Raw genomic sequence first — 14,421 nt, forward strand, 5'->3', positions numbered from 1 at the left:
TCTTCGTGATTGTAACCAATGATTTCGAAGTCAGGGTAGGAGCGCGCACGCTTCTCGACGCCCCCGGGCAGCACCTCCGCGTGCAGCCCGGCGACCGCATTGGCCTCATCGGCCGCAACGGCGCGGGCAAGACGACGACCATGCGCATTTTGGCAGGGGAGACGGAGCCTTATGGTGGTTCTGTGACTCGCTCGGGCCCCATTGGTTATCTGCCCCAGGATTCCCGCGAGGGAAATATCGAGCAAACGGCGCGCGAGCGCGTTCTCTCCGCACGCGGCCTGGATGATCTTAAGCGCCGCATGGCGAAGCAACAAGAGCTCATGGAATCGGCCACGGACGATAAGTTCCGGGATAAGGCTATCCGTAAGTATTCCCGCTTGGAGGAGCAGTTCGAGTCGCTCGGCGGCTATGAAGCCGATTCCGAGTGTGCGCAGATTTGCGATAATTTGGGCCTGCCACAGCGTGTCCTAGACCAGAAGCTCAAGACCCTCTCAGGCGGCCAGCGTCGCCGCGTGGAGCTGGCACAGATCCTCTTTGCAGCTACTGAAGGCTCCGGCAAATCCCAGACCACGCTGCTCTTGGATGAGCCGACTAACCACTTGGATGCCGACTCTATTACGTGGCTGCGCCAATTCCTGTCCAAGCATGAGGGCGGGCTCATTATGATTTCCCACGACGTCGAACTGCTGGAGGCCGTGTGCAACAAGGTGTGGTTCCTTGACGCGGTCCGCGGCGAGGCCGACGTCTACAACATGGGCTATAAGAAGTACCTCGATGCCCGTGCTACCGATGAAGCGCGGCGTCGCCGAGAGCGTGCCAATGCGGAAAAGAAGGCGTCTGCACTGCAAAAGCAGGCTGCCAAGCTCGGTGCCAAGGCAACCAAGGCCGCCGCGGCAAAGCAGATGCTCCACCGTGCTGAACGCATGATGAGCGAGCTCGACGAGGTCCGCGTGGCCGATAAGGTGGCCAATATTAAGTTCCCCGAGCCGGCGCCGTGCGGCAAGACGCCCATGAATGCCAAGGGTCTGACCAAGATGTACGGCTCGCTGGAGGTTTTCGTGGGCGTAGACCTCGCTATCGACAAAGGCTCTAGGGTGGTTGTTCTCGGCTACAACGGTGCAGGTAAGACCACCCTGTTGAAATTGCTTGCCGGCGTGGAACGCACCGATGGTGAAGGTGGCATCGTCAGCGGCCACGGCCTGCGCATCGGCTACTTCGCGCAGGAGCATGACACCATCGACCCGGATAAGTCCGTGTGGCAAAACACTATCGATGCCTGCCCAGACGCGGATCAGCAGGAGTTGCGCAGCCTGCTTGGCGCCTTCATGTTCTCCGGTGAGAAGCTGGAGCAGCCTGCGGGTACCCTCTCCGGCGGTGAGAAGACGCGCCTTGCGCTAGCCGCCTTGGTCTCCAGCCGCGCGAACGTCCTGTTGCTAGACGAGCCGACCAATAACCTGGATCCGATTTCGCGCGAGCAGGTGCTTGATGCACTGAAAACGTATACGGGCGCTGTGGTGCTGGTGACGCACGATCCGGGTGCGGTTAAGGCACTGGATCCGGAACGCGTGATCATCATGCCCGATGGTGATGAGGACCTGTGGTCCGATGACTATATGGAGATCGTGGAGCTAGCTTAGGGATTTATGAAGACACTGCTGGAGAGGATGCCCGCTTGGCGGGAGAAGTTTTGGCTCATCCCCGCCGTGGCGGTGGCCATCGCCGCGATCGGCGCGGAATTGCTCATTGCGGTTGGTAGCAATTTTGACGTGTCGGACACGCCCTTTTATGACGGCAGCGCCGATAGCGCGCAAGGGATTTTAAGCGCGGTAGCAACCTCGTCACTCTCCTTGGCCGGCACCGTCTTTTTCATCACGCTGACCGCGCTATCCGGTGTCGTCACGGTGATGGGCCCGCGCCTCCTGCACGAGTTTTTAAAGGATCGCTCCATTCAATCCACGTTGGCGATCTACCTGGCAACCTTTATTTTTGCGCTCCTATCCCTGCGCGCGGTTCGTACCGGCGGCGGTGGGGTAGAAGAATACGTTCCTTCCCTCAATGTAGCCGTCACAGTGCTGCTGGCCATCGCCTGCGTTGTCTTCCTCATCTACTTCATCGTGCACATTGCGCAATCCATCAGCATGTCCCACGTGGTGCACGTGGTTGCCCAAGACGTAGAAAGCCACATGCGCCGGCTCATCCGCCGCGGTGAGGAGGAGGAGAAAGTAAAAGCGCCGGGGCCAGAGTTCTACACGAACGCGCAAAAGCGCCGCAGTAGTGAGACTGGCTATCTCAAATTCGTGGACTATGACGCCATCGCGCAGGCTGCAGCGCAAGAGGATTGCGCGGTGCACCTCGGCGTGGCACCGGGAGACCTCGTATTGGAAGGCGAGGTCATTGCCCACGGCGTGCCACGTTTGCCGGAAGATATTGAGCGTCATATCGTGCTCACGCAACACCGCGAAAACGCCTCTGCCCACGATCCTCGGTTTACCGCTCGGCACCTTGCAGAAATTGCTGCCCGCGCTTTGAGCACCGGCGTTAATGACCCATTTACGGTAATTGACATCATTGACCGCTTTACCCAGATTCTCACCGTGATTGGGGATAAGCGGCTTCCGCAGGGCATTGTGCATGTGGACGGCGAATTTCGGCTGGATTATCAGACCTTTAGCTATGACGAGATCGTCGAGGCGATGTTTACACAGATTCGGCGCGATGCGGCCGATAATGCGGAGATCTACCTCAGCATGCTGGATAACCTCGCTAAGGTGGTTGCCCTCCTTCGCACAGCGGAACGCCGGCGCGTGCTTGACGACGCCGCCCGGGCCATCTACTCCGATGCCCGCCGCCAGGTAGGCGGTGAGGTGGAGCTGAAACAGTTGGAGGCCTCCTACCAGCACTTCCAGGCCAACCTAGCTGCGTGGGCGGAATCCGATAAGCCAGGCGAGGAGCACGCCGCGGATTAGACCGCGGCGCGGTTGTCGCTGGCGCTAGTTGCGGAATCCATGCACCGGGGCGGGGATGAAGCCGCCGCGGTTTATGAACTGCGTATTGCCCACCTGATTGACCGGGATGACAGGGGCGTAGCCAAGAAGCCCGCCGAAGCTGACCTCGTCGCCTACCTGGGCGCCAGGTACCGGAATGACGCGTACTGCGGTGGTTTTATGGTTCATCACGCCAATGGCGGCCTCATCAGCGATCATGCCCGAGATCGTCGCGGCCGAGGTATCGCCCGGCAGGGCAATCATGTCGAAACCAACCGAGCAAATAGCGGTCATGGCCTCCAGCTTGTCCATGGAAATGGAGCCGGACTTGACCGCGTCGATCATGCCTTTGTCCTCGGAAACGGGGATGAAGGAACCTGACAACCCGCCCACGCGGGAACAAGCCATCATGCCGCCCTTCTTAACGGCGTCGTTAAGCAGAGCCAAGGCTGCAGTGGTTCCGTGGGTGCCTACCTGGTCTAGGCCCATGTGCTCCAAGATGTGCGCAACCGAATCGCCCAATTCGGCGGTGGGGGCAAGCGAAAGGTCGATGATGCCGAAAGGAACGCCCAGGCGCTCCGAGGCCATGGTGCCTACCAGCTGCCCGGCGCGAGTGATCTTGAAAGCAGCCTTCTTCACCTCTTCTGCAACCTGGTCTAAGCTGGCCCCCTCGAGCGAGCCCAAGGCACGGTCGACCACACCCGGGCCAGAAACGCCCACGGAGACCACACAATCGGGTTCCTCAATGCCGTGGAAGGCGCCGGCCATAAAAGGATTATCTCCCACGGAGTTAGCAAAGACCACGAGCTTGGCGCATGCAATGGCAGAATCATCCTTAGTCAGCTCGGCCGCTTCCTTGATGACCTCGCCCATCTTCTTCGCCGCATCCATGTTGATGCCGGCGCGGGAGCTGGCGATGTTTACGGAGGAACACACGACGTCCGTAGTAGCCAGCGCCTCCGGAATGGAGCTGATGAGCTTTTGCTCGGCGGTGGTAGCGCCCTTTTCTACCAAGGCGGAATAGCCGCCCACGAAGTTGACGCCGACCTCTTTTGCCGCCTTGTCCAGCGCCTTCGCTGCATCAACGGGGTTTCCCTCTACGCCGGCCACCACCAAGGAGATGGGGGTTACGGAAATGCGCTTATTGACGATGGGGATGCCGAGCTCGCCCTCGATGCCTTCGCATACCTCGACGAGGCGCCCTGCCTGCTGGGTGACCCGGTCATAGATGGCCTGGCAGGTAGCCTCCATGGTGGAGCGGGTGCATCCGAGGAGCGAGATGCCCATGGTCACGGTGCGGATATCGAGACGATAGTTCTCAATCATCTCGATGGTGTCCAAGATATTGGTGGTATTAAAACGCGTACTCATATTAAATTTCGTTCATGGCGGTGAAGAGGTCTTCGGACTGAATGCGGATGGACTGGTGCTTTTCCTCCGCCACCGGGCGCATGTGCTCCTTGATGGCCTGGATGGAGACCTTGTCCGCATCGAATTCGACGCGCAGGATCATGGTGAAGTATCCGCCCATGAGCGTCTGGGAGACGTCAATGACGTTGATATCGAGTTCTGCAAGGGTAGTGGTCACCGCGGCGATGATGCCGGTGCTATCGGCTCCGGTGACGGTCATAATGGCATACATGCGTGCAATTCTATCTGCTTGCCGAGCGCGCCGCGGTGGTTTGTGCGTGCCGGAGTAAGGAGGCCGTCTGCACGCCGGCCGCGCCGTTGTTACGGTGGGGCGGTATGACTGATAAGAAGAAGATTCTGTACATCGGTGGACACGGCAAGGTCGGGCTGCTGACCGCCCCTAAGCTGGTTGACGCCGGCCATGAGGTCCACTCCCTCATCCGCAACCCAGAGCAGAAGGCCGAGATTGAAAAGCTCGGCGCGACCCCGGTTATGGCTGATATTACTGAACAAACCGTGGATCAGTGGGCAGAGCTTTTCGCCGCTTATGACGCTGTAGTCTGGGGCGCTGGCAATGGCGGCCGCGGTGGGGCAGACCTCACCTGGGCCGTCGACCGCGATGGCGCCCTCGCTACCCTCGACGCCATGGACAAGTTGCAGCAGGAGGGCAAGAATGTGCCTGCCTATGTGATGATCTCTTATGTCGGCTCCCAGGTAGCAACCACGGATCCTGCCGATGAGAAGTGGTATGCCTACGTGGAGTCCAAGAAGGAAGTAGACAACCGCCTTGTACAGGCCAGCTACCCGCACCTCATCCTCAAGCCAGCGATGCTGACCGAGGAACCAGCCAAGGGCATTGAGCAGATTGAGGATAAGAAGCTGAAGGAGTCTCTGACTTCTTCTCGCGAGCTGGTTGCGGACGTCATCGTCGAGTCCCTTGGCCGTGAAAACCTGCCGGGATCCCCGCTTGCCTTCGTTGATGGCGACAATCCGGTGAGCTCCATCAAGTAAGGCGCTAGACTGGCTGGCATTATGACTGCTAAGCCACCAGCTGTACTTATTGATTGCGATCCCGGCATCGATGATTGCCTCGCCCTTATGTACCTGGCGGGGCTGCATCATGCCGGGGAGATCGAGCTGGTGGGGGTTACCACCACGGCCGGCAACGTCGAGGTCCACCGGACCGCGGATAATGCCCGCTGGATTCTGGACCTGTGCTCGCTTTCCGACGTCCCCGTAGCCCCCGGCCTACCCCAACCCCTCAAGGTAGATCTCACCACCACCCCTGAGACCCATGGCCCGACAGGGCTGGGCTACGCACACGCCCCCGCTGCCGCCGCCAAGCTACAACAGCGCGATTGGCAGCAGGTATGGGAAGAAGCATTAGCCACCCATGACGATCTGCAGCTGATCGTTACTGGACCGGTCACCAACCTTGCGGCCTTCGAAGCAACCCATAGCGAGGCTGCCGCGCGCTTCGGTGCCATCACCATCATGGGCGGCGCGGTCAATTACCGCGGAAACACCACGCCAACTGCCGAATGGAACTTTTGGGTGGATCCGCACGCCGCCGCCCAACATTTTCATTCAAACGCCCCACGCGTTCTCACCACGCTGTGTTCCCTCGAAGTAACGGAACAGTTTCTCATTACTCCGCAGCGCCTAGACGAGGCCTTGGAATTGTTGGGGGAGCACCCCACGGCACAAATCCTGCCGGACGTGCTGCGTTTTTATTTTGAATTCCACCAGGCACAGGGGGAGGGATATCAAGCTCAGATTCACGACCTCTTGACCTGCATGATTGCACTCGGACGCATCAATTTCGACGCGATAGAAACCACCATGGACGTCGAGGCGGAATCGCCACTGCTGCGTGGTACGAGCGTCGCAGATTTGCGCAACCATTGGGGCCGCGCCCACAACGCGCGGCTGGTAACAAGCGCAGACATGGAGGCCGCACACCACGAATGCGCGCGGGCATTGACGCTATTGGTTTCGCATTAGTGGCTTTTAGCACGCAGAGCCTCTACTATTATCCGCGGCGCACGTGCCGTGCGAGCTCGCTTTCCGAGGTGACATAGGAAAGCAGCACCATCCGCGGTCGGCGTTTATTTTGCCCATTTTTCGGTATATGGATTTGGACTTTTACTGTGTCACAGCTTTCTCTCACCCCCGTCCGCAAGGCTATGGTCATCGCGGGTGCACTCATCGTCGCCGCAACCTGGATTTATCTGGTTCTTCTGCGTCCTACTGATTGGGAATCCGTTGCCGGCTCGACCGAGGCGCTCATTACCCTCGCCGGCTACCTCGTTGGCGCCGCGCTCCTTCTCACCGGCACCGTTCCGGCATTACCGGCGCGAACCATCGCCATCATCCCGGTAGCACTAGTGCTCAATATTGTTGTCGGCGAAATCATCGGTTCTATCGGTGTTCCGCTGTATATCGACTCCGTGGGAACGATCCTGGTAGCCGCGCTCGCGGGACCCATCGCCGGATTGGCTACTGGTACCTTGTCCTCCGTCGTATGGGGACTGTTGAACCCCGCCGCTTTGCCCTTCGCCGCCGTGTCCGCCGCCACGGGGTTCCTCTCCGGACTGGTAATCAAGAAGGGCGCTTTCACTAAGGTGTGGTGGGTCATTCTCAGCGGCGCCATCATTGGAATCATTTCCGGCATGCTCGCCGCACCAGTGGCTGCCTTTGTTTATGGCGGTACCGCAGGTCTTGGTACGGGCGCGGTTGTTTCGCTGTTCCGAGAACTGGGCAATTCCCTCATCGCCTCGGTTACGCTGCAGTCCTTTATTTCGGATCCCCTGGATAAGGCACTGGTCTTCCTCATTGTCTGGGCAGCGGTCAAGGCATTGCCGCAGCGCACCCGAGAATCCCTCCAGCCACGGTAATGCAAGGCCTTCATCCCGCCACCGTTGTCACCATCGCGGCCTGCGGCTGGGTCCTTACTTTGGCGCTAAATACCCCGGTGGCGTCGGCAAGCGTAGTGCTCATCGCCCTAGCCTGCGGTACCGCCGCTACCCGCAACGCCTCCGTAATTTTGACAACATTGGCGCTAAGCGCCCCAGCGGCCCTTTCCATGCTGGTCATTCACGCCCCCTACGGTGATGACCCGGTGCTGCCGCTGCTAACTAGCGACGGCCTGGTTCTCGCCGCCACCCTCACCCTCCGGTTCTGCGCCCTCATGGCCTGCTTCATCGCGGCCATGGCAGTGCTGCGCATTGCTGATATCGCCAAGTGGCTGCAAGTTTCGCGCGCTGGCCACAAGGTCGCGTATATCGTTGGAGCCTCCCTACAAACCCTGCCCCAAGGTGCGCACGCTTGGCGTTGCGTCCGTGAAGCCAACCAGCTCGCCGGCATTACCGTGACTTGGCGCAATACCATCTCGCGCGTCATTATTCCCGTCATCGCTCGCCTCCTTACGCAAGGAACCCAACGTGGCCAGGCCTTAGCCGCCGTCGGATTCGACCAAGAAGGGCAACGCACCCTACTGCGCCCCGTTACCGATTCCATGGTCTCCCGCGTCTTACGCTTCGTCATTCCGCTAGTTAGCCTTGTGGTGGTGATTGCTACATGGATCTAGCCCGCATTGAGCCCACCCCTGGGGCCATTTATCAAGTACTCGTCGAACCTGACACAGCCGTCGAAGACGTTGCCGTGGAACTAGCCGAGCACCTATCTACCGAAGCCATCATCGGTACGGATGCCTCAGCACAGATTAGCTTCCTGCGGGAAACCTGTATCGAAGAAGTAGTTTTAGGCCTCGAAAATGCCGGCGTGCCTGCCTCTGAAATGCAGCGGCGCGGGGAGCGAATGCTTCGCGCTGTGGGCCTGTCTGACTACTGTGAACATAACCCAACACAGCTATCCGGTGGCCAAACGCGCAGGTTGGCGGCAGCCTGCGTTGCCATTCGCGAGCCAGAAGTCATGATTGTGTGCGAGCCTGCAGCCGGGCTGGACGCTAACTCGCGCACGCAAGTGGTTCGCCTCTTGCAGGAATTGCCGGAAACCTGCGTCATTTCTATATCCAGTGCTTCCTGGCAAGAATTGGGTGGGCACATCATTGGAACAGGCCCACTCGTAGCGGCCGTAGACTTACCGCGGGTTTCTGCAAGCCCCCGGACAGGGAGTATCGGTCCGCTAACGGCACGCCGGGGTGCGGCAAAGAAGAAATGGTGGCACTTTTCTCAGCCCAGTGGCACGTCCTTCAGCGTCGGACCGGTGGAAATCCCCATCGCGGAATCCGCGGTTACGTGGCTGCGCGGCGATAATGGCAGTGGAAAGACCACGCTCCTGCGCGCCGCGGCTGGGCTCGATGGCGCCGGAGTTGTCTCGAATCCACCCGCTCTTGCCCTGCAATCGCCGTTTGATCAGGCAGTATTCCCAACGGTGGAGGAATTCGTCCCCAATGACACCGTGCGCAACCTGCTGGGACTAAACCCCGCAGACCATCCTCTCGATCTATCATCGTCTCGCCTGCGGCTTGCGCAGATTGCCCACGTGATCGGGCAGCAGCGACCGGTGGTTCTGCTCGACGAACCAGACACCTTGCTTTCAGCTGCCGACCGCTGGCTCATGCACCAACTCATCCACTACGCACTGCAGTCCGGCAGTTCCCTCGTGGTTACCTGCCACGATCCTAAGTTTGTGGCTGAAATAGAAACCTATGCTGAAGTAGCGGAAAAGACACTGCCGGCGCCGAAGCTATAAGCGCATACAAAACTGCTCCCGGCTCTTTCCAAGATCAGTTAAGAAGCAGCCGGGAGCAGGATTGGATGTACGGGGGATTACTGTGGGCTCGCCTGAGCACCGCGGATGGATTGCTCTACTAAGTCAAGAACATTTTCCAGCTCCGCGGTATCGCCCAAGGCAAGTCGATTAATGAATCCGTCCATAAATACCTCAAGATAGATGGCTAAGGTATCGATTCCTACATCATCTCGTAGGCGACCCTTATCCGCATTAGATGCCAATCGTGCGCGAACGGCTTCATCACGAACCGATTGATTTTCTTTCCACCGAGCGGCGAACGAAGGGTCCGTGCGTAGCAGGGAAGTGATTTCCAAGCGAGTGGCCAGCCAATCGTGGCGCTCTGGATGCTGGAGCATTTCCCGCATGACTTCTACCAAGCCATTTTGAGCCACGACTTCGGCCTGACGAGCGGCATCTTCTTGCGCCAAGGCAAGGAATAGTGACTCTTTGTCACCGAAGTGGTGAAAAATTGCGCCACGTGACTTACCCGTCGCTTGCTCGAGTAGCCGAACAGTAGCTCCCTCGTACCCGTGCTCTGCAAAGCAGCGGCGGGCACCTACGAGAATGTCGTGCCGGCGGCGACTAAGTTCAGATTCGCTCACGATGGGCATAGTAGGGAACTCTCCTTAATGGGGGATATCTAAAGATTGTTTAATCAGTAATTTTAAATAAGAAATAAAATCGACGTGACGAAACGCGGGGCCGCATTGCCCTTCCTGAGAGAGGGCGGTGCAACCCCGCGTTGTCGACTGAACTTAGTCCTTTAACCCATCGGTTGGGCTAAAGGACTGCGCGAAGACGCTTAGTTCTTGACCATCTGACGCAGAACGTACTGCAAGATGCCGCCGTGGCGGAAGTAGTCAGCCTCACCCGGGGTGTCGATGCGGACGTCGGCATCGAACTCGACGGCCTCGCCGGACTCCTTGGTAGCGGTGACGCGGACGGTCTTCGGGATGGAACCATCGTTGAAAGCGGAGATGCCCTCGATGTCGAAGGTTTCCGTACCATCCAGGCCCAAGGACTCGTGGGACTCGCCCTGCGGGAACTGCAGTGGGATAACGCCCATACCAATCAGGTTGGAACGGTGGATACGTTCGAAGGACTCAGTAATAACAGCCTTCACGCCAAGCAGGTTGGTACCCTTGGCTGCCCAGTCACGGGAAGAACCAGTGCCGTACTCCTTGCCGGCGATGACAACGAGCGGGATGCCGGCTTCCTTATAGTTCTGGCAAGCATCGAAGATGAAGGCCTGCGGGCCGCCTTCCTGGGTGAAGTCACGGGTGTAGCCACCGGTGACGTCGACCAGCTGGTTGGCCAGGCGAATATTCGCGAAGGTACCGCGCATCATAACCTCGTGGTTACCACGACGGGAGCCCAGGGAGTTGTAGTCCTGGCGGGCAACGCCGTTTTCATCGAGGTACTGCGCAGCCGGGGTGCCCGGCTTAATAGCGGAAGCAGGGGAGATGTGGTCAGTGGTGACGGAATCGCCCAGCTTTGCCAGCACGCGTGCGCCCTTGATGTCCTCAACCGGGTTCGGCTCGGTTGGCATGCCGTCGAAGTAAGGAGCCTTGCGGATGTAGGTGGAATCTTCATCCCACTTGAAGGTCTCGCCCTCCGGCACGTCCAGGTTGCGCCAAGCATCGTCGCCCTTGAAGACGTCGGCGTAGTCAGCCTCGTACATCTCGCGAGAGATGGCGGACTGGATGGTGTCCTCAATCTCCTGTGGGGAAGGCCAGATGTCCTTCAAGAAGACATCGTTGCCTTCCTTATCCTGACCCAGCGGCTGTGCATCAAAGTCAAAGTCCATGGTGCCGGCGATGGCGTAGGCGATGACCATGATTGGAGAAGCCAAGTAGTTCATCTTGACATCCGGGGAGATACGACCCTCAAAGTTGCGGTTACCGGAAAGTACCGCGGTGGCAGCGAGGTCGTTCTCGTTGATGGCTGCGGAAACCTCGTCCGGCAGTGGGCCGGAGTTACCGATACAGGTGGTGCAGCCGAAGCCGGAGAGGTAGAAGCCCATGGCTTCGAGGTCCTTCCACAGGTCTGCACGCTGGAAGTAGCCATCAACAACCTGGGAGCCAGGAGCACAGATGGTCTTAACCCATGGCTTGGACTGCAGACCCTTTTCTGCTGCCTTACGGGCGATAAGGCCTGCGCCCACCATGACGGATGGGTTAGAGGTGTTGGTACAGGAAGTGATGGAGGCAATGGCAACCATGCCGTGGTCCAAGGTGAACTCGCCACCGTTTTGGGACTCAACGGTAATTGGGTTGGAGTGACGGCCCTTCGCGCCGGTAGCCGAGGACTCGCCGTGACCCTCACGAGCCTTGTTCAAGCCGCCAGTGACGTCCTCCATAACTGGAGCGCCGCCTTCTGCGGACATGCGCTTTGCCTCGACAGAGGATTCGTCAACGCAAACCTCGTCGGTGGTGTAGTTAGCCAGATCCTTGCGGAACTGCTCCTTGGCCTCGGTCAGCAGGATGCGGTCCTGCGGGCGCTTCGGGCCGGCAATGGAAGGAACAACGGTGGACAGGTCCAGCTCGAGGTACTCGGAGTACTTTGCCTCTGGAGCGTCCTCTTCCAGCCACATTCCCTGTGCCTTGGCGTAGGCCTCGACGCGGTCAATCTGCTCCTGCGGGCGGCCGGTGAGCTCGAGGTACTTGGTGGTCTCCTCGTCAATCGGGAAGATCGCAGCGGTGGAACCGAACTCAGGGGACATGTTGCCGATGGTGGCGCGGTTTGCCAGCGGGACAGACTTAACGCCGTTGCCATAGAACTCAACGAACTTCTGAACAACGCCGTGCTCGCGCAGCATCTCGGTGATGGTAAGAACGACGTCGGTTGCAGTGACGCCGGTAGGAATCTCACCGGTCAGCTTGAAGCCTACGACCTTCGGGATAAGCATGGATACCGGCTGGCCGAGCATGGCAGCCTCTGCTTCGATGCCGCCGACGCCCCAGCCCAGAATGCCCAGGCCGTTTTCCATGGTGGTGTGGGAGTCAGTACCGATACAGGTATCCGGGTAAGCGAGGCCCTCGTTGTCGAATACAACGCGGGACAGGTACTCGATGTTTACCTGGTGGACGATGCCGGTTCCTGGAGGAACAACGCGGAAGTTGGAGAAGTTCTCAGCACCCCAGCGGAGGAACTGGTAGCGCTCTTCGTTGCGCTGGTACTCAATTTCAACGTTCTTTTCCAGCGCATCGGTAGAGCCGAAAGCCTCAACGATGACGGAGTGGTCAATGACCATTTCGGCCGGGTTGAGAGGGTTAACCTGATCCGGGGTGCCACCCAGTGCGGAGACGGCCTCACGCATGGTAGCGAGGTCAACAACGCAAGGAACACCGGTAAAGTCCTGCATGAGGACGCGTGCTGGGGTGAACTGGATTTCGGTGTCCGGCTCTGCCTCCGGATCCCAGTTTGCCAAGGCGTTGATGTGGTCCTTGGTTACGTTCTTGCCGTCCTCGTTACGCAGCAGGTTTTCTGCCAGCACCTTGAGGGAGTAAGGCAACTTCTCCAAGCCGGAGACGGTGTTGATGTCAAAGTAGTCATAAGACTTGCCGTTGACGTCAAGGGTCTTCTTGGCCTCGAAGGAGTTCAAGCTTTCAGTCACAGGGAGCTCCATTCCTTGTTAATAAACAGTGTGTTCTGTTTGGTACTCGCCGCCAGTCGTCACCGCGGGGCAGTGCTCGGCATCATTGGTCACTGGTGTGACGCGACGCGACCATGGGGCCCGCTGTGTTGAAGGCGACAAAGAACGCGATGGTTCACCTAGATATTGTAGAGGCTAAAACCTTCGGTCGCTGCCATTGTAACAGTACAAGCGTTCTGTTTTCACCTTTTCGAGAAATTCGGCGAGTTGAGGGGAAGGACGTCTGTGGCCCGCCCGTATCTTGGGGGAGAAGAAGTTTAGGAGCCCTATATATAAGGAAGAGATACACATGGTTCCCGCGGGCGTAGATGTAGCTGATTTGGCAGGCCAGCTGGAAGAGGATGGCGTGGCCTACACGTCCCCAACGCTCAGCCAAGATGCACAGCTCAACGCGGAGGTAGCTCAAGGCTTGCGAGACGGTGACGGAGTGGCCGTGGTTGATGTGGTGGCTGATCGGGCACCTGATGTCCGTGACATTGCCCAAGAGCTCCAGGATGCGACAGGCTTGAATACCGTCATCGTACAAACCCCTCGCCATGTTTCTTCCGTTAGTGACACTTATAGCCGTGCCGACATTGAGTCGGTGCAGGCACAGATCCCGCCTGGGGTTGAACAAGTAGACCTTCTGTCTGAGTACTACAGGGGGCTAGACCAAATCAGCTTCCCGGTCGGCGCAGTGGTGGGGGCAGTTGCCGTAATCGCCGTGATTGTATTGGTTGGCTCTTTCCTAGCGGCCGGCCGTCGCACGCTCTAATAGTTGAAAAGAACCTACGGAAGCTGGGCGTGCGAGACGGGCTAGTGATGAAAGCCGGGCGAGAAACGTGGAACTTGGCTTTTCAGAATTCGACAAATAGTCCCTGAAAATTAAGTTTGTTCGAGAAAGTATCACGTTAGAGGGTGAAACTTTTGCGGGCCTTTGATGCGCGGAAAACTCGGGCAACTGACCCGAAGGCGTGTACTGAAGGACTCCGGGCGAATGTGGATGACGCAGTTTCGTTCACTCACGGGGTGCCGGGAGAGTCGGTTGCGGATTGGGGAGGCAGAAGTTCGGCCTGGACTTAACGTGAGCCGGATACCTAATTGGGGATCGTGGATGGGGCGGGGGAGTGGTCAAAGTAAACCCTTAGGGGTTGACATCCGGTGGGGGAGTGGTTGAGTTGTCCTGGTTATGGTCAGACTCGGGGCTAGTAGGGCGTATGGGGCTCCGGTTGTCTAGTGATTAAAGTCACAATAACGGGATGGTAACAAAATCATTGCAGGTTAGGTGCACATGTTGAGTCATGTGAATTAACTTGACTCACGTGAATTGCGGGAAAATTGTGCGAAACGGGCGTGTCGTGACGTAAGGTTCGATTGTCGACTCAGGAGACATTTCTTGCTTCCTGGGTTCATGGGCTTAGCCTTGACTGTCACGAGAGAACTCGCACGGGTATGTGGGGAAGCACGCCTCGAGCGAAAGTTAGAACGTCGAGTGGCCGTTCTTGGAAGTCAATGAACCGGGACCTTTCGATAGCGATTGGGAACGCAGGCAAAGAACTTGAGCGATTACAATGTTCGAAAAATTACACATCAACCCACCTTCCGTTTATGAGGTGAGACGGGTTCATTAGAACT

The 14,421-nt window shown here is 58.3% G+C and carries 12 protein-coding genes; 8 read left to right on the top strand and 4 right to left on the bottom strand.

Annotated elements, in window-relative coordinates; all coding sequences use genetic code 11:
* Positions 1-5 precede the first annotated feature (5 nt).
* Positions 6-1,637, top strand: coding sequence for an ABC-F family ATP-binding cassette domain-containing protein (locus tag ACKFRY_RS08190; protein ID WP_005328391.1), 1,632 nt, complete (start codon positions 6-8; stop codon positions 1,635-1,637).
* A gap of 6 nt (positions 1,638-1,643) precedes the next feature.
* Complete coding sequence (locus ACKFRY_RS08195) at positions 1,644-2,966, top strand: DUF2254 domain-containing protein (RefSeq protein WP_005324828.1); 1,323 nt, start codon at positions 1,644-1,646, stop codon at positions 2,964-2,966.
* A gap of 24 nt (positions 2,967-2,990) precedes the next feature.
* On the opposite strand, the gene ACKFRY_RS08200 is transcribed toward ACKFRY_RS08195, so the two are convergent.
* Both ACKFRY_RS08200 and ACKFRY_RS08205 read right to left on the bottom strand, forming a co-directional pair.
* The gene (locus ACKFRY_RS08200; protein WP_250408547.1) at positions 2,991-4,355 is read right to left on the bottom strand and encodes a PFL family protein; all 1,365 of its coding nucleotides are present in this window, start codon (positions 4,353-4,355) and stop codon (positions 2,991-2,993) included.
* Between the two features lies 1 nt (position 4,356).
* A complete protein-coding gene (locus tag ACKFRY_RS08205) occupies positions 4,357-4,626 on the bottom strand; it encodes an ACT domain-containing protein (protein WP_250408549.1) in 270 nt (89 codons plus the stop codon).
* A gap of 104 nt (positions 4,627-4,730) precedes the next feature.
* On the opposite strand from ACKFRY_RS08205, the gene ACKFRY_RS08210 reads away from it, so the two are divergent.
* The 5 genes from ACKFRY_RS08210 (at position 4,731) to ACKFRY_RS08230 (ending at position 9,110) form a co-directional block, all read left to right on the top strand.
* Positions 4,731-5,405, top strand: coding sequence for an NAD(P)H-binding protein (locus ACKFRY_RS08210; RefSeq protein ID WP_005324825.1), 675 nt, complete (start codon positions 4,731-4,733; stop codon positions 5,403-5,405).
* 21 nt (positions 5,406-5,426) lie between these two features.
* Positions 5,427-6,398 (top strand): nucleoside hydrolase, encoded by a 972-nt coding sequence (locus tag ACKFRY_RS08215; protein ID WP_408922638.1) that lies wholly within the window; start codon positions 5,427-5,429, stop codon positions 6,396-6,398.
* A gap of 182 nt (positions 6,399-6,580) precedes the next feature.
* Positions 6,581-7,291, top strand: a complete 711-nt coding sequence (locus ACKFRY_RS08220) for an ECF transporter S component (RefSeq protein ID WP_179387566.1) — start codon at positions 6,581-6,583, stop codon at positions 7,289-7,291.
* Positions 7,291-7,983: an energy-coupling factor transporter transmembrane component T family protein gene (locus tag ACKFRY_RS08225; protein WP_408922639.1), complete on the top strand. Its 693-nt coding sequence runs from the start codon at positions 7,291-7,293 to the stop codon at positions 7,981-7,983. The genes ACKFRY_RS08220 and ACKFRY_RS08225 overlap by 1 nt, the downstream gene beginning before the upstream one ends.
* Positions 7,974-9,110, top strand: a complete 1,137-nt coding sequence (locus tag ACKFRY_RS08230) for an ATP-binding cassette domain-containing protein (RefSeq protein ID WP_408922640.1) — start codon at positions 7,974-7,976, stop codon at positions 9,108-9,110. Before ACKFRY_RS08225 ends, ACKFRY_RS08230 begins: the two co-directional genes overlap by 10 nt.
* A 77-nt stretch (positions 9,111-9,187) precedes the next feature.
* Here ACKFRY_RS08230 and ACKFRY_RS08235 read toward each other — a convergent pair whose 3' ends face one another.
* Both ACKFRY_RS08235 and can read right to left on the bottom strand, forming a co-directional pair.
* Positions 9,188-9,763 carry a TetR/AcrR family transcriptional regulator gene (locus ACKFRY_RS08235; protein ID WP_204609017.1) on the bottom strand — a complete coding sequence of 192 codons (576 nt, stop codon included), beginning with the start codon at positions 9,761-9,763 and terminating at the stop codon, positions 9,188-9,190.
* Positions 9,764-9,954: 191 nt separating this feature from the next.
* Positions 9,955-12,768, bottom strand: coding sequence for an aconitate hydratase (can, locus tag ACKFRY_RS08240; protein ID WP_408922641.1), 2,814 nt, complete (start codon positions 12,766-12,768; stop codon positions 9,955-9,957).
* A gap of 328 nt (positions 12,769-13,096) precedes the next feature.
* On the opposite strand from can, the gene ACKFRY_RS08245 reads away from it, so the two are divergent.
* Positions 13,097-13,561, top strand: coding sequence for a DUF6676 family protein (locus ACKFRY_RS08245; RefSeq protein ID WP_040425242.1), 465 nt, complete (start codon positions 13,097-13,099; stop codon positions 13,559-13,561).
* Positions 13,562-14,421 lie beyond the last annotated feature (860 nt).

This window comes from Corynebacterium tuberculostearicum (assembly GCF_046097255.1).
GTDB classification, from domain to species: Bacteria; Actinomycetota; Actinomycetes; order Mycobacteriales; family Mycobacteriaceae; genus Corynebacterium; species Corynebacterium tuberculostearicum_J.